The organism is Pontibacter ruber (assembly GCF_023630205.1).
In the GTDB taxonomy this organism is placed as follows: Bacteria; Bacteroidota; Bacteroidia; order Cytophagales; family Hymenobacteraceae; genus Pontibacter; species Pontibacter ruber.
Map to the genome: position 1 here is coordinate 489,175 of NZ_JALPRR010000003.1, position 17,920 is coordinate 507,094.

The 17,920-nt window shown below is 49.7% G+C and carries 18 protein-coding genes; 10 read left to right on the plus strand and 8 right to left on the minus strand.

Annotation, left to right across the window (positions count from 1 at the left end):
* Window positions 1–137 precede the first annotated feature (137 nt).
* The gene (locus tag MJ611_RS13935) at window positions 138–1,061 is read left to right on the plus strand and encodes a DUF389 domain-containing protein (RefSeq protein WP_250430441.1); all 924 of its coding nucleotides are present in this window, start codon (window positions 138–140) and stop codon (window positions 1,059–1,061) included.
* A 98-nt stretch (window positions 1,062–1,159) separates the two neighbouring features.
* Here MJ611_RS13935 and MJ611_RS13940 read toward each other — a convergent pair whose 3' ends face one another.
* Complete coding sequence (locus MJ611_RS13940; RefSeq protein WP_250430442.1) at window positions 1,160–2,620, minus strand: alanine/glycine:cation symporter family protein; 1,461 nt, start codon at window positions 2,618–2,620, stop codon at window positions 1,160–1,162.
* A gap of 392 nt (window positions 2,621–3,012) precedes the next feature.
* On the opposite strand from MJ611_RS13940, the gene MJ611_RS13945 reads away from it, so the two are divergent.
* A complete protein-coding gene (locus tag MJ611_RS13945) occupies window positions 3,013–3,273 on the plus strand; it encodes a hypothetical protein (RefSeq protein WP_250430444.1) in 261 nt (86 codons plus the stop codon).
* Between the two features lie 279 nt (window positions 3,274–3,552).
* Here MJ611_RS13945 and MJ611_RS13950 read toward each other — a convergent pair whose 3' ends face one another.
* Together MJ611_RS13950 and MJ611_RS13955 are read right to left on the minus strand one after the other, a co-directional pair.
* Window positions 3,553–4,194, minus strand: coding sequence for a cytochrome c (locus MJ611_RS13950; RefSeq protein WP_250430446.1), 642 nt, complete (start codon window positions 4,192–4,194; stop codon window positions 3,553–3,555).
* A gap of 264 nt (window positions 4,195–4,458) precedes the next feature.
* Window positions 4,459–5,490, minus strand: a complete 1,032-nt coding sequence (locus MJ611_RS13955) for a proline iminopeptidase-family hydrolase (RefSeq protein WP_250430447.1) — start codon at window positions 5,488–5,490, stop codon at window positions 4,459–4,461.
* Window positions 5,491–5,656: 166 nt separating this feature from the next.
* On the opposite strand from MJ611_RS13955, the gene MJ611_RS13960 reads away from it, so the two are divergent.
* Window positions 5,657–6,343: a hypothetical protein gene (locus tag MJ611_RS13960; RefSeq protein ID WP_250430449.1), complete on the plus strand. Its 687-nt coding sequence runs from the start codon at window positions 5,657–5,659 to the stop codon at window positions 6,341–6,343.
* Between the two features lie 92 nt (window positions 6,344–6,435).
* Here MJ611_RS13960 and MJ611_RS13965 read toward each other — a convergent pair whose 3' ends face one another.
* From MJ611_RS13965 to MJ611_RS13980, 4 genes are all read right to left on the minus strand, one after another.
* Window positions 6,436–7,539, minus strand: coding sequence for an SDR family oxidoreductase (locus MJ611_RS13965; RefSeq protein WP_250430450.1), 1,104 nt, complete (start codon window positions 7,537–7,539; stop codon window positions 6,436–6,438).
* A gap of 577 nt (window positions 7,540–8,116) precedes the next feature.
* Window positions 8,117–8,461 (minus strand): hypothetical protein, encoded by a 345-nt coding sequence (locus MJ611_RS13970; RefSeq protein ID WP_250430451.1) that lies wholly within the window; start codon window positions 8,459–8,461, stop codon window positions 8,117–8,119.
* Window positions 8,462–8,713: 252 nt separating this feature from the next.
* Window positions 8,714–9,496 carry a hypothetical protein gene (locus MJ611_RS13975; RefSeq protein WP_250430453.1) on the minus strand — a complete coding sequence of 261 codons (783 nt, stop codon included), beginning with the start codon at window positions 9,494–9,496 and terminating at the stop codon, window positions 8,714–8,716.
* A 254-nt stretch (window positions 9,497–9,750) separates the two neighbouring features.
* Window positions 9,751–10,644, minus strand: a complete 894-nt coding sequence (locus MJ611_RS13980; protein WP_250430455.1) for a hypothetical protein — start codon at window positions 10,642–10,644, stop codon at window positions 9,751–9,753.
* A gap of 728 nt (window positions 10,645–11,372) precedes the next feature.
* Between MJ611_RS13980 and MJ611_RS13985 the strand changes: the two genes are divergently transcribed.
* Window positions 11,373–12,116 (plus strand): hypothetical protein, encoded by a 744-nt coding sequence (locus tag MJ611_RS13985; RefSeq protein ID WP_250430456.1) that lies wholly within the window; start codon window positions 11,373–11,375, stop codon window positions 12,114–12,116.
* A 191-nt stretch (window positions 12,117–12,307) separates the two neighbouring features.
* Here the strand turns inward: MJ611_RS13985 and MJ611_RS13990 are convergent, their stop codons facing one another.
* Window positions 12,308–12,787: a hypothetical protein gene (locus MJ611_RS13990; protein WP_250430457.1), complete on the minus strand. Its 480-nt coding sequence runs from the start codon at window positions 12,785–12,787 to the stop codon at window positions 12,308–12,310.
* Window positions 12,788–13,218: 431 nt separating this feature from the next.
* On the opposite strand from MJ611_RS13990, the gene MJ611_RS13995 reads away from it, so the two are divergent.
* The 6 genes from MJ611_RS13995 to MJ611_RS14020 all read left to right on the plus strand — a co-directional run bounded on the left by MJ611_RS13995 (window position 13,219) and on the right by MJ611_RS14020 (window position 17,867).
* On the plus strand, window positions 13,219–14,334 hold the full coding sequence (locus tag MJ611_RS13995) for a DUF5700 domain-containing putative Zn-dependent protease (RefSeq protein ID WP_250430459.1): 1,116 nt from the start codon (window positions 13,219–13,221) through the stop codon (window positions 14,332–14,334).
* 308 nt (window positions 14,335–14,642) lie between these two features.
* Complete coding sequence (locus MJ611_RS14000; protein ID WP_250430460.1) at window positions 14,643–15,272, plus strand: DUF4403 family protein; 630 nt, start codon at window positions 14,643–14,645, stop codon at window positions 15,270–15,272.
* A gap of 152 nt (window positions 15,273–15,424) precedes the next feature.
* Window positions 15,425–16,006: a Crp/Fnr family transcriptional regulator gene (locus MJ611_RS14005; RefSeq protein WP_250430461.1), complete on the plus strand. Its 582-nt coding sequence runs from the start codon at window positions 15,425–15,427 to the stop codon at window positions 16,004–16,006.
* Window positions 16,007–16,080: 74 nt separating this feature from the next.
* The gene (locus MJ611_RS14010; RefSeq protein WP_250430463.1) at window positions 16,081–16,500 is read left to right on the plus strand and encodes a DUF4345 domain-containing protein; all 420 of its coding nucleotides are present in this window, start codon (window positions 16,081–16,083) and stop codon (window positions 16,498–16,500) included.
* Window positions 16,501–17,094: a DinB family protein gene (locus MJ611_RS14015; RefSeq protein ID WP_250430465.1), complete on the plus strand. Its 594-nt coding sequence runs from the start codon at window positions 16,501–16,503 to the stop codon at window positions 17,092–17,094.
* A 167-nt stretch (window positions 17,095–17,261) separates the two neighbouring features.
* Window positions 17,262–17,867, plus strand: a complete 606-nt coding sequence (locus tag MJ611_RS14020) for a YceI family protein (protein WP_250430467.1) — start codon at window positions 17,262–17,264, stop codon at window positions 17,865–17,867.
* Window positions 17,868–17,920: the final 53 nt, after the last annotated feature.

Genomic DNA, 17,920 nt, shown 5'->3' on the forward strand with positions numbered 1-17,920 from the left:
ACTACAGGGTTAGTGGCTGTGCTCTTCTGTTTCTGTAGTGATGGATGCACCGGAATTAACATTTTCAGTGCCACAGGGTATACTAAACTTTCTTCTGTAGTTGCAGAAGGAAGCGTCACACCTAAACCTGACACACGATGCGCCTTGTAACTGTTAAAGCCCCGGAAGGGGAGGGTAAAAATGTTGCTGATGTAGCCTTTGCAGCAGGAATCAGCCAGATCTCTGTACAGCAGGCGAAACAATACACAGCCGATCATCAGGAAAAAGTGCTGGATGTGGTGGAAGTGGAAACAGCCACGCCAAAGGCCAAAGTATACCTCGAAAGCCTGATGAAAGCTCCTTTTTATGATCCTGCAACTTTCGCTTTTTCTGTGCGGCACCCGGAGTCGATCTTTGCTGCCGAGCCCCCGGAAAAAGAAACATACCCCATTGTAAGACCTACCACGGATGTGTACGAAGAACTGTGGCAGTTTACCCGTGTTACCATCAGCCTGGTGGGAAGGGTGTTCCTCTCTTCTGTATTGCTGGCCTACGGAATGGTAGAAGACATGCTTCCGCTGATCATTGCCGGGCTTTTGTTCCTGCCTTTCCACCACCATATGCTCGGGTTTGCGCTGGGCGCTGTGTTGCGGGAGCGGCGTTTTCTGTTACAGGGGCTGTTGGCGCTGGTGGTTACTACCGTGCTGATTTTTCTGGCGGGTGCCTGTGTGGCTTTGTTCACGGAGCCCCCCATTGGCTTTGAGGAGCCTGGTACCCCTTTATCAGGTGCTGTACTTGCTGCAGTTATTGGGGTGGCCGCTGCTCTGGCTGCCACAGACGATGCCGGGCGCAGGGAATTGATCGGCCTGGCCGCTACGGCACACATTTCTATTTACCCGGCGTGGTTTGGGCTGAAAATGGTGTTTGGCTTCCACGAAACAGGTATATTGGCGGAGCACTTGCTTACTTTCGGCATCAACGTAACCACCCTGACACTGGCAGCAGGACTTACCTTTGCAGTGATGGGGATGCGGAGCAAAGGAATACTGCGTTTTGTGCATCAGAAGTCAGGGGAGAAGTAAAGCCATCTTAAGGGCTACAGTATAGTACCCGGAAACAAAAAGGTGCGGCTGTATTGTCCGCACCTTTTTGTTTATATTAGAACTATAGTTTTCCAAAACTACCTGGCAACAGCTTTTTTCAGTTCCGGCTGGTGCGTTTTCTCCCATTCTTCTGCATTCCTGATGCCTAATTTTGCAGCATCAAAAACGGGGTCTATGCCCGCCTTGCGCTGCGCCTGGTAATCTTTCAGCGCCCGAAGAGCAGGTTTCTGTAGTAAAAGGATTGCAACCACGTTCAGCCAGGCTATAACACCTACGCCAATATCGCCCAGCGCCCATGCCGACTCAGCTGTTTTAACCGAGCCATAAAAGGTTGAAATAAGTATGACTGCACGCAGCACCCAAAGCATCCATTTGTTATTGCCCTTATCGTTGAGGTAGCTCAGGTTGGTTTCAGCAATGTAGTAGTAGGCCATAATGGTGGTGAAGGCAAAGAACAGGAGGGAAACCGCCACAAAGACGCTGCCAAGGGAAGGGAAGTACGTGTTGACCGCCTGTTGGGTATACTCAGGGCCAATGGCTATGCCGGGCAGGTTCTCCACTATAAAACCGCCTTCCGGGTTCAGGACATTGTATTTCCCGGTAAACAAGATCATAAAGGCAGTAGCAGTACACACAAAAAGGGTATCCACATACACCGAGAAGGCCTGAACCAACCCTTGCTTTACCGGGTGGCTAACCTCTGCTGCAGCGGCTGCATGCGGAGCTGTTCCCTGTCCGGCTTCGTTCGAATAAATACCCCTTTTAACACCCCACGAGATAGCAAGACCAAATACACCGGCAAAGGCTGGCTCTATGTCAAAAGCAGAACTGATAATGAGGCTTAGCATAGCGGGCACCTCGGTTATGTTCATGAGGATGATCACTACAGCCATCAGGATGTAGGCTCCCGCCATAAAAGGGACCACAACCTCTGCCACTTTACCAATGCGCTTTACACCTCCGAAAATGATCAAAGCAAGTAAAATTGTTACGGCGGCACCTGTTACAGCAACAGGTATCTGAAAGGCTGTGTTCATACCGGAAGCAATGCTGTTGCTTTGAACACCGGGTAAAAACAGTGCCATACTGATGATGGTAGCTACAGCAAAAATCACGGCATACCACTTCATTCCCAATCCTTTCTCGATGTAAAAGGCAGGGCCCCCTCTGTATTCCCCATTCTTCACCTGCTTGTAGATCTGGCCCAGGGTGGCTTCAATAAAAGCAGAAGAACTCCCGAGAAGTGCAATCATCCACATCCAGAAAATGGCTCCCGGCCCGCCCATGGCAATGGCAGTGGCTACACCGGCAATGTTGCCTGTGCCCACCCGGCCGGCAATGGCTATGGAAAACGCCTGGAAAGAACTCACCCCTTTGTCCGACGACTTGCCACCGAAGAGCAGGCGTATCATTTCGCGCAGGTAGCGGATCTGCAGGAACCGGGTAACAATTGAAAAATAAACCCCTGCCCCAAGGCAAAGTATGATAAGTGCATTGCTCCAGACTATGTTGTTTACTGCGTTGATGATTTCTTCCATGGTGTTCTTTTTGGCGGGGAAAACTTAGTAAAAAGCAGATGCTTCCTGGCTGTTCAGGTAGGTAAGCGTTTTACTAAGATAGAATAATTTTTTAAAAGTATAAACCCGAACTGGCAGCCGGCGGCACATCATGCCTGTGCCAAAGCGGTTACCTCAAAGATGAATAACAGTTGAGTACAACTTTTCCGGCAAGTATACCTGGTCTCGTACCTGCTGTGCCTGAGCTTTGATCCGGGGTACTATTTTTTTCTGTTTGCCTTCCTGTTGCAGATGCTTCAAAAATGCTTCTGCTGCGCAGCCTTTGTTTTTCAAAAACTTATGGGAATGGTATAGTACAATTATGGATTATTTACGTACAAAGATAAATTGAAAAATTTATTCAGGTATAGACTATGAAGTATGCGCTGGTTTTACAGGCCGAGTTCCACAATCCCAGCTTCTGGGTATGTTATGCTTTGGCTAATACGTTGGAGAACTTACAACGTCATATTTGCTACGATCCCTCTGTTCAGCTGATGCTGCACAAGGAGCATTATAAAGGAAACCCCATTACGGAAATACAACTCCCAAGCTGCGTATCGGGGAGCTATGCAAGCTTTATTGTGATGGAAGTGAAAGCACCCATCGGCCTGGCAATGCGGTACGAGCTCTGAGTTTTGTAGCAGGAGCAAAAAAATAAGCAGCCTTCTGCAGTTTTGCCATATAAGTATGGCGGAGCCGCCATGCTGTTAAATACACAAAACAGATATGCCCTTTAAGGCAGCCAAAGGCTTTGATGTTTTTTTACCATCAAGATCTTTTGGCAGAGGCTTCGGCGTATCTCTTTTCTGTGTAGCGGCTATAGCAGTTCCGTAAGTATAATTACTAGCCTGCTGAAGCGAAGTGCAAGTGCTTCCGGGCGTAAGCGACTGCTTACGCCCGGGAAAAAGGTATTACTTACCTGTGTTTGCAGATACCGGAGGCTGAGGCGCCGGAACAACATTGCTGACCGGTTTTGTTGATTTCAGGTAGGCGAAGACGGCTTTCAACTCTTCGTCGGTCATGTGCCGGTAATGCTGCCATGGCATGGGAGGCAGCAACATGCGCCCGTTCGCCATACCTTTCGATTTACCTTCGCGCATCGCTGTGATAAAGTTCTTTTCCTGCCAGTTCCCGATGCCTGTTTTATCAGAGGTCAGGTTAGCTGCATAGGAGATGCCCCAGGGGCCTGTCCAGGCGGTCAGCGTTTGCGTAACGGCCAATCCTTTTTTCTCAAATGCTGCCCGGTCTATATCTGGGGGTGGCATTTTAGCCGGGTGACCTGACAACAGCCGGGAACTGTCGGCCTCCGGACCGTGCGCTGTCATTTTCTTCGGTGTGTGGCAGTCGTGGCAACCAGCAATTATAACCAGGTGCTCTCCATACAGGAGTTGGGTTTTAAACCCGCCGTAGTTACTCTGTTGAGCGCCTGTTTGTATGGCTTCCTTGCTGCCGGTTTTCGTACCTTCTTTTTCAGAGCGCGCTTCAGAACATTGTACAAGTATGGGGATGGCTGCCAGCAAGATCGCATAAATTGTAAAAGTCTTTCTTTTCATGATGTGGCTGTTAATATGTTGTTAATTAATGTATTAAGTATCTAAAGTATAGAATGGCGGACTTGAAAGAAATGAAATGCAGCAATATTGCGTGGAGGCATAAAAGAGGGAGGTAAATGCAGATTTTTCAGGGCCGAAGTAAAAACCAGGAAGCACCTGCAACGGATGCAAAGTATGGTCTGGGTCAGCACATCAGGAAATTTTATCTCAAACAAAAAAGCCTGCTACTAACAGAGCAGGCTTTTTTGTTTTAAGTATGTTTAATCATGTATTCAGCGATCTGCTGTGTACATCCCGGATAAACCTGACAAGTCCTTCAAAGTATGTTTTCTGGTCGTCGTACATGGCCATGTGGCTGCCTTCGGAGCAGTGCAGGTAGTGGCCTTCCGGCAGTTGTTTAGCCATCCATTTCATGTGCTCCGGGTCCATGGTGTCGTGCTGGCCGCCTATGGTAAGGGTAGGTACTTTTATCTGCGGCAGATCACCGGAACGGTCCCAGTTCCTGAGCGAGGCTTCGCCCCGGATGCCAAATTCACTCGGTCCCTGCATCTGCACGTAAACGGTCTGGTTCATGTGGTTGAACATCCGGTTTACCGGGTCGGGCCATTGCTCCAGCGGCATGCGCAGCGCATGTTTGGTATAAAAATGCGGCATCAGCAGCTCCATGTACCTGGGGTTGGCAAAGTCGTTATTTGCTTCGATCTGCTGCAGTTCCGTCAGCACTTCCGGGTCCATTTGCGGGCCCAGTACTTCATCGGCATACCGGTTGTAGGCTGGTACGCTCGACATCATGTTCGAAATGATCAGGCCCTTCAGGTGCTGCTGGTATTTCAGTGCGTATTCCATGGCCAGTATGCCGCCCCACGAGTGCCCCAGCAGGAAGAAGTTACTTTTGTCCAGCCCAAGCGCCTGGCGCACCTGTTCCACTTCTTCTACAAACCGATCGGGTTCCCAAAGGCTGGTATCGTCGGGCTGGTCACTGTAATGAGAACCCAGCTGGTCGTAGTAATAGAATTCGATACCCGCTTTCGGCATAAAACTGTCGAAGCACTCAAACGCCTCGTGTGTGCCACCGGGACCGCCGTGCAGCAGCAACAGCTTCATGCCGGGGTTGTTGCCCCTGCGCTTTGTCCATACTTTAAACTCTCCTTTTGGTGTTGTGATCGTGATCAGGCGGGCTCCTCCGCTCAACTCTTCTTCCCGATCCGAATAGTCGAAGTACTCTGATAACGACGGGGCGCCTGCTGCTTCTGCAGAGCCCGGAGATAAGCGCATAATGGATAAGAATGATCTCATACGTATGGTTGCTTTAGGTGAGTAAAAGGAAATGAATTGTTCTTAAATATAGAAAATTTATGGCAGCAACCATACCGGGCAGCAGGCAAATTGATGAATATTACTTGTTGAATTCCGCTATGAAATAGCAGGATTGTTTTTATATTTGATATATAGGATACCTGCTATGAAAAAACTGTACGTGCTGCTATTGGCTGTTTTGGTGCTCAGCGCCTGCGATAAGGAAGAAGAAGGCCCTCAGCTTGATTACCCTGCTGCATTCGAGCTACAGGAGCTCTACAACACAACTCCTGTTCGGATGTACACCCGCAGGGGAGAAGTGAAGGATGCTGCGCTTATCAAACGCTTTGCTGAGCAGTGGGGTGCCTGGTATCACCTGGAAGATAAAAAAGAAACCACATCCGCAGGAGAAACGATCATGTTTCAGTCTGCTTCGGACGTTCAGGTGAACCGGGGCAATTACTCACTTAAGATGCAAGGCCAGGACCTGCTGATCACTTCCAAAGGAGAGGGTACCGGTATGTATTATCAGAACGAAGAATTTTACTTTGATCTCTGGCTGGCCATCAGTAAGTACAGATCCCATATTTACGACCGGAAACCGTTGGCATCCGGCTCCGGGAATATTTCTTACGGCTATAAAATAAAAGATCAATGGGTAGCCACCCTGCCGGGAGATGACCTGCACATCCACAGGATGGTGAGCACCCTTAAAAGTGGCGATGGCACTGCTTTCTCTGTTAAAACTACCAGCAGTTCCAACCGCTTCGATCCGGGAGGGCTTTCGCTACTCCGTAGTACAGATACGTTGCTGGTGCAGGAGTTTGTGCTGGTTGGCAAAAGAAAACAGTAGCACAGGTGGTCTATAGTATAAGGAAGTATAAAGTATAAAAGCCTTGCAACTTTCGGCTGCAAGGCTTTTATACTTTATACTATGTGTAACTCCTACATTGTTCTTGTAGTAGGACCTGGCCCTGTTGCTGCACCTGGTATTGTACCTGTGCCGGAAGGTGGAACCGATCTGGTATGCTTCTTATTATTTTTCAGCGGGCTGTTTTTGCCCAGCAAAGCGATGGCTGCGGCTCCGGCAGCTGCCACTACGGCGCCCGTCAGCACCGGGTGCATGGTAGCACGTGTGTACAGGCTGGTCTTCATGGTGTGGCCTTCGTAGTTGCCATACCTGCGTCCGCCGTCTGCGTGCTGGTGCAGGGCATCGCTCTTGCGACGTGCCGGCTTCTTTTTAAGCTGCATTTTGGTCATCATTTTGCTGTTCATCCAGTCAATAACGCCCGGAGCATACTTGTTGGTGCTGCTGAAGGCTTTGGAAGCGCTGCCTATGTAAATGTCGCGTTCCGGATGCTCGGCGGCATAAAGGATGGCATTGGCTACTTCTTCCGGAGCGTAAACTGGTGGCGGAAGCGTCAGCTCATGTTCGGTGTAGTTTTTGGCGTGCTCAGAGTAAGGGGTATCAATGCCGGCAGGTTTGATCAGCGTAACCGATACAGGCGCCTTGTCCTCCATGAGCTCCATGCGCAGGGCATCGGTAAAGCCTTTAACGGCATGCTTGCTGGCCGAATACATCCCCTGCAGCGGAATGGCCAGGTCCGATAGCTCGCTGCCGATGTTGATGATGGCGCCCCCCTTGTTTTTCAGGAAATTGGAGGCAATCAGCGATCCGGAAACAACTCCCCAGAAATTGGTGTCGAAAAGGCGGCGGCTGTCTTCTTCGTTTACCTCGTCCAGCTTGCCGTAAATGGAAACGCCTGCATTGTTTACCCAAGTATCAAAGCCGCCAAAGTGCCTGATAGCCGCTTCGGCTATCTTGTGCATGTCCTCGCGGTTGCCGACATCTGCTACTACGTAAATAGCCCGCCCTCCTTCGTTTTTTATTTGCTCCACGATCTCGGACAAAGCCCCCTCGTTGCGGGCTGCCAGCACAAGTTTTGCCCCTCTTTTTGCCGCAGCCTGCGCTGTGGTCAGGCCGATGCCGCTGGAGGCACCCGTAATCACGATCACCTGCTCCTCAATTGGTTTTAATGTAATTGCCATGTCTTTTAAGTTTGTTTTAGAATAAAAAATGAATAGCTGTACTAGTACTTACGCATTCTGGCAGCAGGACTGTTGTAAAATATTGTAAAACAGTACCTATAGGAAGTATAAAGCAGCTTGCTTTTAGTCGTGCAGGATCAGGCGCTGCCGGCAGAAATCAGGTGGGCAAAACCTGCGTTGCGCTGATGCTTACTGCTGTACTTCAGCAAGTATAGCAGTAAGCTCCCGGCAAGTATAAATTGCTTCACAGGGGTGAGGCCGGCAAACGCGGAGGTATGGGGCGGTGTCGTTTCATTTCATTTAAAATTACTGAGCCACAATTTTATCTTCATGCTGTTAAGAAACTTGGTTGAAGGGAGAACAGGCTTTCGCTACAGGGCCACAAGATCCTTTCAGGATGACAAAAGAGAAAAGTATGAAACGACCCAGAATTATAGGGGAGGGATAGAAAAGCAAAGGCGCGAACGTAAATGCCCGCGCCTGCTGAAGGAAAACTGCTGTTGTATCAGAAGTTTCAGATGGTTTGTCTAACAAACTGCCTGAACCTGATTTAAAATGAATGTTTAATGCAGAAAGGTTAAGCTGTTGCGTAAGCCGGTTCTTCCTGTCTTGCGTTGATAGAGGCCAGTACCTCGGCTGTTATATCTTTTCCGCCTGAGAAATTGGTGATGAAGGAGCCAATTGTGTAGATCGGTCCCCACGGAATACCCCACCATCCCAGGAACAAGGTCAGGAACGTAAACGGAAGGCTATACTTCAGAGCGGATTCGCCGGACCGGATAAAGTAAACGTCGGTACCTCTTTTAAAGGTCATGATTACAATGGAGATACAGTACTGGAATACGACAAACTTAGCGCCGTTCTGTAACTCCTCGTTGATCTCCTCGGTCGTCAGACCCTCCAGGTTTTTGATTGTTGCCATATGCTGCTTGTTTTATTAGGTGACAGAACAATAGCCTCACGTTTACAGCAGTTTGTAAGACCAGCTCAACAGGACTGTTTTACGCGAGTTATACTATATAGTAAGAGTCTAATATAAGTATAGTTCTATAAACTACAAGCGATTGTAATGGTTTTATTTGCGTTGCTTCAGTATATGGGAATTGTACTGTTTAGTGGGCCTGTTTAGTAGCTTATGGCTGCCGCAAAGTACAGTAGCAGGTATACTTACCGGCTACCATTCCATGTCATCATCGTCGTCCTCGTATTCTTCAAAATCATCTGCCTCCTCTTCGGTGTCTTCAGGCTCATACCGGGCGTAGGGCTCCTCGGTAAATCCTGCCAGCCCTGCCTTTGACAGTAATTCTTCTACCAGTTCCGATTGTGCTTCCTCGTAGATCAGTTCGCCGCGTTGCAGAAAACGGTTGGCGTCGAGCATCACCTCGTAAATGGGCGTATGGATGTGCCTGGGTATTTTAAAAAGCCGCGGGTCGTTTTTATCGAAGGGTGTGGCCACCTTTGATCCGAACAGGTAGGGGATAAGGGTTTTGGAACAGCTGATGGCAATGCGGTGTACCTCATGATCCTCGAAATACTCCTGCAGCCGCCCGTTGATGTTCTCGAAGAACTCGACCGTTTCGCCGAGCCGCACCCGTGACCCGGCCCTGGACTTGCCCTTGGTTTTAAGGTATTTGATCTGGCTCTTTCCCTGTTTTTTCCGCACCATGTACGAGCGGAATACTTTGTGGTCCAGGTTCCTGCCATTCTCGAAGTAGCCCAGCGCGCAGTTCCCCGACTGGATCAGCAGGATCACGTAGTTCACCTGCGCTTTTTCTGCTGGCTTGTCATTACCTGGAGCCGGAACCGTGATGGGTAGGCGAAAGTATAGCTGCTCGTTGCGGTTTTCGTCCAGCAGCGCCAGCCGATGCTTCTCCGGGTCATACGCGGTTCGCAGGGAGGACTCCCGGATGGTGCGGAGCAGGTCGGTTGCTTTGTCTTTTGGTAAAAAACGGTTCATAGATAGCAGCGTTGATGGCATCATCTGCAATTTATACTTAAGCAAACTGCCGGCAGGCAAGTTCGGAAAAGCACAGGAATTAAAATAATGTGCCCTTGCCGTTTACGCTGATGCGGGAGGTGAAAGCTGCCCAGAGTTATACTTTCCGGCGCTCGTTCGAAGCACAAAGGAGGTGCCCGAAAAAGAAAATCCCTGCTCCTAAGCGGAAGCAGGGATTTTTGAAAAGGGTTGATATATATCTGGTACTTTACCTGTTATCTGAAGTCGTACTGCAACAGGTTTTCTGCTCTGTTGCCTACCAGACTCTCACGGCGCGATTCTGGCTGTAAATTGCGCTGCAGCAGATCCAGCGGAGCCAGCAGTTCTTCCTCTTCTTTTACCATCTCCTCAAAGGTTACCTCGCCCAGGTATAAGTTGAACTGATCGGCGGTGGCAGGCGTAACAAGGTCCATCGAATCAACATCCAGGGAGCGTAACTCCGGAGAAATATGCTTATTGCTCTTTAGCTTCATGAGCTTAAACAGCGGGCACATGTTCTCCTGGGCCACGGTGTGTACAATCAGACCTCTGAAGCTGTGCTGGTTGTTCCTGAAAACGTTCTCTGCTGTATCTATATTGGCAAGATCAAAGTCACCGGAAGCAACAAGCTCAGCCTTGGCATTCCGGTGCGTAGCAACCAGTAGCGTGCAGCGGTTAGCATAAGCAGCCTCGGTCACAATTACCCAGTCTTTATCCCATCTTCCTTCTTTATACAAACGAATTATTTCATTCTGAACATGGTGTATGTCCTTGATATTTGGGGTATGGGTATCTTTTGCCCTGAAAATGATGGTGTTTTCTCTTAAGAAGTCGATGATAACCCCAGCTTTATCCTGCGGAATGCTGCTACCTGGTAACTGAGGTGCGCCGGCAACTTTAGTTGTTATGATAAAACCATTAGGTGAAGTATAGTCCAGGTTACCTGGTTCTGTGTCTGTTTCAATTTCGAAATTTATACCGAAATTCTTCAGCTCATTCAGATTTGAGAATACTCTCTTCTTGAACACACCAACTGCTCCAAGTACTATTTGCTTTTTGGGATCCCAGTTTGGTATGTATCCAAACTGTCTTCTCATCTCTCTTAGTACTGCTCTATTTAATGTTCTCATAGCTTGGAAATAGTTTTATAGGATTTAAAATATATAAAATGATACTTAAACTATTAACGGTTATACGCAGAGCTTGCTTCTGTGCCTAAGCCTTTAACTAAGTTATAACACCGTTACACCTGCTACAGCAGGACGTTCAGAGTATAGAGAAATGCTATACTTATAAAAAGGGTGATGTGGGTGAGAGAAGTCTGCTGTTTTGCCGGTGTGTTTTTGTGGCTGTATTTGTGCCCGCTCATGCATGTTATTGCGAAAGCTGCTGCACCTGCTCTGCTACCCGCAGGTGGCTACAAGAGCAACCTGATCTTTTATCGGAAAGAAAACTCTGGAAACAGGGGCAAACCGGGTTTAGCTATTGCTGATTTGCTGTCTTCAGGAAAGATGCTTTTTAAGCCTGTGAAATAGTGGGTTTGGCAGCCTGGCCTTTAGGTCGTTTCGCTATGCCTAACAAACCTGTTCCAGGGCCATGTTAAAGGTAAAGCCAAGTATAAGCGCCAGCAAACACAGCGTATTATTCCTGTATCACGATTTATACTTTCTGTGCTCATGCTTCCGCTTTTTAATAGCTGCCTGTAAAGGTTAAAATAGTTGACATGCGCCGCACAGATAACTGCAAATTCAGGAGCCTTATCCTGAAATGATCAGTGCAGCTGCTTGTAAGTTGCTAAACCGCACAGCCTTACAGTCGTTAAAAGAAGGTGTGATTTTAATTAACCTAATTGAAAGCTATGGACAGACGAGACAGAGATCGCCACGATCGTGATGATTACAGAACTGATTACGGCAGGCACGAGAGCTACAGCCGGGATGATGACCGTTACCACGGCGCACGGAATCTGACCAACGAGTTCGAACGCCACTACAAAGGCGACCGCGACCGATGGGAAGGTAATTTTGAGCGAAGCCGCCGACGCCGCAGCTACCACGAGGGCAACGACCTGGGAGATACCTACGAACGCCTTAGCAGAGAACGGGGCAACGTTCGCAGCGATACCAGCTACGACATGATGAGCAGCGGCCGCGACAGGGATTATTCCGATAGCTACGACCGCGACCGTAACCGTGACCGTGATAGGTACAGCAACTACCAGGACGATTACAGGAGCTACCTGGGCAGAGACCAGGACAGGGACAGAAGCCGGGTGAGTGGCAACTTGGGGCAGGGATACGGCGCCTCCGGCCGCTACAATACCTATGGCAGCGACTATGACCGCGACCGAAGAACAGGCCAGGCCTATTACTCCGCAGGCTCCGACGATATCCGAAGCTCAGGTTACCGCGACAGGGGGGATAGCGGCAGCTCAGGCCACACAGGCTCCGACCGAGGCAGCCTGTTCAGCGGCTGGTCTTCCCGATCTTCCTCTGACTACGATGACTACGGGCGAGGCAGCGACCGTGGGTATGACCGTGGCAGCAGAAGGGGAGAAAGCCGCCGCAGCTCCGACCGCTACTACGATGAAGGCGAATACTAATCGCTGATAATATTCAGAGAACAGGCCACTGCTTAAGAGCAGTGGCCTGTTTGTTTCAGGGCCAGTTGCTCCTCCCGCAGGGTCGGGCCTGCAGCTTATACTTTAACCGGTGCCAGTGTTTTAGCTCCAAGTAAAATAAAAAGGCACGAGCTTTAAGCTCGTGCCTGCGGGAGAAACTATAGCTATAAGGGTTATTTCTTCCGAACGAATTTCCAGGTATAAACACCCACTTTCGATGTGGTCTTCTGCTCGTTTGGCGCTTCTTCCGGGAAGCCGGCCCAAGGTAATTCGTCTACCCAGATCATGGCTGTATCTGATAAAGCAGTGATCTTGTAATCGGTTGTCTGGTTGCCCTGCTGCAGCTGGATGTAAGTAGAATCGTCTTTGTTCGGGAAGCTGTAGTTCCATACATCTTTGTTTGAGCTGCCTTCCAGGGTAACGGTCATGCGCTGGCCGTCGAAATTAAAGAAAGCACGGCGCTCGGAGGTGTCAGCAAACATTACTTCGTTCTGGTCGGAGTAGTAGGTTCTTTCCACGGAAGTATTAACCCAGTCGCCTCTCATATCCGCATCGATCTTAGAGACAGGGGGTTTTATCTCTGCATCTTCGTCTTTGTTGCAGGCAGTTAAAAACAGTGAAAACAGAAGGGGAATTAATAGTAATTTTTTCATGGCAAAATACAATTATTGTAAATAAAGGGGTTCGTGTTTAAAAAGGTATGGCTTTATAGATATCACTGAATATTCAGGTTTTTTGCTAACATAGTACGTGCACTTTGCTGTAGGGTTTATCGGAAATTTTATAGCAGAGAAAAATCTGTGGAAGTAGCTGTTAATCATAGAATAAAAAAAGCGGTACAAAATACAGGCAGCCTGTTGACTAAGGTAATTTACCGGTGAGGAGCGATCGTGTGCAACCTGAGCAGGCAGCTTGTGACACGGGCAAACCTGCGCCGGTAAGGCAACAGGGCACTTCATACTACAACCCGGAAGAAAGTATAACTTTAGTTACAAAATTTTCTTTCCAAGGTTCTATAAATATTAGCGATTCCTTATATTTATAGAACCATCCATCCTATGCTTTCAGGAAAATAGCTATTCGCATGAAAACATTCTCTAAACTTATTGCCGCCGCAGCGCTCGCTATCTCTGCAGCTTCCTTTGCTCAGACTGCCGAGGCCCAGCAAATAAACATTGAGGCGGCCACCCGCTACTGGGAAATAACAGACGCCCTGCGCCAGAACCAGCTCCTGACCGATGAAGTATGGAACAGCTTCCTGGAGCTACAGGGAAACAAAGTATATGTAAAAAGTGTGTTCAATGAACCTGACCTGAAAGCCTACCGCAAAGCTGTGGAGGTGGTATACATGCCGCAGCACGACTCCCTGCTGCAGGCAAAACTGAAAGCCGGCTCCTGGTACTATGTGCTGGTGAACGACTACAAGACCAACGAAGCGAAACACCGCAAATTTGTACAGGACACAAAAGAAAACCCACAGTACCTGGACCTGATGTATAAGCTGGCGTATGAGTACCTGCCACAACGGGCCCGCACCCGGGTAGAGGATCTGAAGCTATACTACTGTGCTCTGGGCAATGATGCGACATCCAGAAGTGAGGGCATTTTCTTTAGTATAAACTCGGCAATCACCTGGGGTAACGTAAAGGAGGGCGCACTGGAGGCCCATGAGATTCACCACCAGATCAGGCCCGGAAAAGACTTCGGGACAATCAGTGAAGCTGACATGGGTTTGATGTGGGCGCTGTCTGCCATCCAGAACGAAGGGATCGCCGACCAGATCGATAAAAGAGTGATGTTACAAAAAGGAGGTAATGATGCAGCCCTTCTCGAGGAGTGGCTACTGAAGCCAGCCCCTGCTATCATCCAGAAACTGGATACGATCCTGTTGACGCTGGCAAAAGATGCCGGCAAAGCCAGCCACCCTGTAAAGCACTACAGCCAGATGTTCAGGGGCAGCGGCGGCCATATCCCAGGCTTTTACATGGCTTCTGTGATCGAGCGCAACGGCTACCGCAACAAAATGGTGGAGACCGCTGACGATCTGTTTGCCTTTGTACGCCTTTACCAGAAAGCCGCAGCCAAAGACAAGTCGAATGCCCCTGTATTCGCCAAAGCTTCTATGGCTTACCTGAAAAAACTGGAGCAGAAGTATACCGGTAAAAAACGCACAGACAGCAAAGCGGTAGCCGCACTTTAGATAGTATGGATGGAGCATAGCCGCGTAACCCTGCTCAGTCTGCCGGCTCCTTTACCAACTGTACATGGTGGGTAGGTATCCGGTATACTTACCCACTATTTTTTTTTATTTATTTACAGTGCTCCTGCCATAGAGCGGGGCATCTTCATTCTCAGTTTGATTTGCCCTGCCACGCTTCTGTGCTTATCTTTAGGCAAATAATACCGGAAGATCAGGTTTCGCCATACGGTTTCTGACCGGCACCTGCCCTTGTTACTGTAACTAAAAAGGCTGCTGATACGTGCAAGCTCCTTTCTAAACCCTATTAGATGGAAAACGCTATACAAGTAAATATCCCCCTTACGGTTTCTTATAATGCGCTGGAAAGTGTGCTGCAACAGCAGCTGGTCGGCATGTATATTCCCAGGCCCGAAGATGGCCTAACGGCAAACCCCTATGCGCAGGTGTTGGGGGTAGGTATAACAGGCAGTAAGGCAGGCGACAACATTGTGCTGCTGCGGGTGCAGATCCGGATTCTGCGCACCGTGCTGAAGCGCGATAAGGTAGATCTGTACGCCTCCGTTGCCATGGCCTACGACAACGCCACCCAGCAAGTATACGTGCAGCAGTTTTCAATGGAGTCTGCTACCTCAAGTGGCTTTTACAACACGGCGCTCGAAGTGCTGGTAAACAAAGTAGCCTATAACCAGATCATTGAAAAAGCCCGGATAGACCTGAAACCCATCATTGCGGCAGAATTGCAGAAAGTGAACACCCAGCTGGAGCAAGGCATGGAGCTGAAAGGGCTTAAGCTCAAAGGTGCCGTAGAGGCGGTAGGGGTGCAGGACATTGTTCCGAAGAAGGATGGGCTTTCGCTTCGGTTGCAGGCACAAGGCAACCTGGAGGTAGCAGTACACGATCTCTCCAGCTTTTTGCAACCAAAGGCAGAGGAAGTATAAGGCAGGGTAACGTAACTCGTGCAGAAGGTACAGCCGCGTGGAAGCTATAAGACAAGAGCTGCATACGCCTGCCAACGAAAACTTGTGCCAACATCATGATTCGTAAATTACCCAGGTCGCATTAAATTGCAACAGAAACATCCGCAGGTACGATGGAAGAACTTCAGAAACTGAAGCAACTGGTAACCGGCATTCGCCCGTTGTCTGAACAAGACTGGGAGGCTTTCGCTGCTGTCTGGACCCGCCATACCGCCAAAAGAAAGGAGCCCCTAACCCTGGCAGGCGAGGTGGAGCATTATTTATACTTTGTAGCGGATGGGGTGCAGCGGGTGTATTACTTCGATGACCAGGACCGGGAAGCAACGCTTGTCTTCACCTATTCTCCGTCTTTTGGCGGCGTGCTCGATTCCTTTATGTTGCAGCAGCCATCCCGTTACTACTATGAAACCTTAACTCCATCTGTTTTCCTGAGAGCGCCTTTCCCGGAGCTGCAACGGCTCATGCAAACCCGGCCGGCCATCGAATCCATGATCCGGGAAGGGCTGAGCCACAGCTTGTCGGGTTTGCTGGAGCGCCTGGTTGAGCTGCAGTGTTATACGTCGGAGGAGCGGTTCCGGAAACTGCTGCAGCGCAGCCCCCACATCCTGCAGCTGGTGCCGCACAAGTACCTGGCCAATTACCTGGGCATCGACCCGACCAACTTCAGCAAACTCCTCAATAAAGTGCGGATCTGAAATCTTGGTATTTACCAAGAATAGTCTTTCCGGGACCCGCCATCTTTGTAACAGAAACTTAAACAAAGTATGTTATGAAGACGCAACGAACCGTGGCCCTGGCCTCTAAAGGCTTTATTCTCCTCTCGGCGCTCAGCCTCTTGTCTGTCAGTGTAATGGCTTTCGCCAACCCGCAGTCTGTGATGGACCTGGTGAACGTGCAGCTAAACAATACCGATGCCCTCAGCTCCATACGCGGGGTGTACGGTGGTGTAGGTATGACACTCGTTCTAAGCCTGATTTACCTCATGCTGCGCGACACACAAAGCGGCTTGCTGTTTCTGTGCCTGCTCTGGGGCTTTTATGCCTTGTCACGCACCATCACCATTTTCGCAGAAGGGGCCCTGGGCGACTTCGGTAACCAATGGCTAATGACAGAGTCGGTGTTTTTTATACTTGCCCTGGCACTGGCGCTGGCAAACAGGAAAGCTGCACCCACTAAAGAGGCTGTTTAAATGAAGGCTGTAAGCAAGGAACAGCTGCTGCGGCGCCTGGAAGACACCGTGGAGCAGCACCTGCAGGAAACGGTTAGCATTTTCCAGAACCTGCCGGAAGATGACCTTTTAAAACCTGCCGCCAACGGAGGGTGGAGTATAGCCGCCTGCCTGGCTCACCTCAACAGCTACGGCAACTTTTACCTGCCCCGCATAAAGGCAGGTGTAGCCGGCCAGAAAGGAAAGCCGGCGGACGCAACCTTCAGGAGCAGCTGGATCGGGCGGTTCTTCATCGGCATGATGGACCCTGCCACCGGTAACAGAAAGTATAAAGCCATTGCCGCGCATCTGCCGCCCGCAGACCTGGACGCTTACGCCGTTGTCCGGGAGTTTATACGGCAGCAGGAGGAGCTCCTTTTATGCCTGCGGAGCTGCCAGCACGTCAACCTAAACAGCACCCGCATACCGACGTCTGTTTTAAGCTGGCTGTACCTTAAGCTGGGCGATGTGCTGCAGTTTCTGATAGCCCATAACCAAAGGCACCTGCTACAGGCCAGGAGAAATCTCGCTGGCGAGAGCTCGCAGCTCGTGCCTCCAAATACAAGCTATACTTAAGAAGCGCAAGCATAACTAACAGAAGCCTTTCTCTCCTATAGCGGGAAATAAAGCTACTTGGAGGTAAAAGGCACGAGCTGCAAGCCCGCGCCAGCGGAAGAAGACCAATGCTCGGGCTTATTCAACTAAAAAACCACAATCATTTCAAAATCAAACAAAATAAAACTATGAAAAAAGTAATGTTAGCTGCATGTTTTCTTTTTAGTGCCCTTTACTTTACCAGCTGCGAAGACGAGGAGCTGAGTAAAAGTACCTTTGCCCTGGAGGAGAGCAGCTCCGTTGTGAAGTGGAAAGGCTACAGCCCGGTTCTGTACCACGACGGCTCCTTTCAGGTGCAAAGCCAGGATATCCAGGTAGTGGATGGCAAGGTGACTTCCGGCACGTTCACCATTCCGATTGCGAGTATAGAGAACTTCGACTTGCCTGACGAGGTGAAGCCCGTGTTGCTCAATCACCTCAAGAGCCCCGACTTCTTTAACTTGGCGCTACACCCTACGGCCTCCTTCAACATCACGAAGGTGCAACCGCTTGCCAGCACAGCGGAGGGGGGCAACTACACCGTTACCGGCGACTTTAGCATGCTCGGGCAGACACACCCGGTCTCGTTTCCGGCCAAAATAAACCTGCAGGGGGGCAAACTGGAGCTGGAGGCAAGCTTTAAGCTGGACCGAACCAAATGGGGCATGACCTATGCAGCCGATCCTGCGCTGGGCGATCATCACGTCCTGCCGGAGGTGGACATACAATTCGACCTGACGGCAAACGAGAAGTAAATGTACTTGCCTGGAGCAAAGTGTAACGTATGATGGGGGCGCCTGCTACAGGC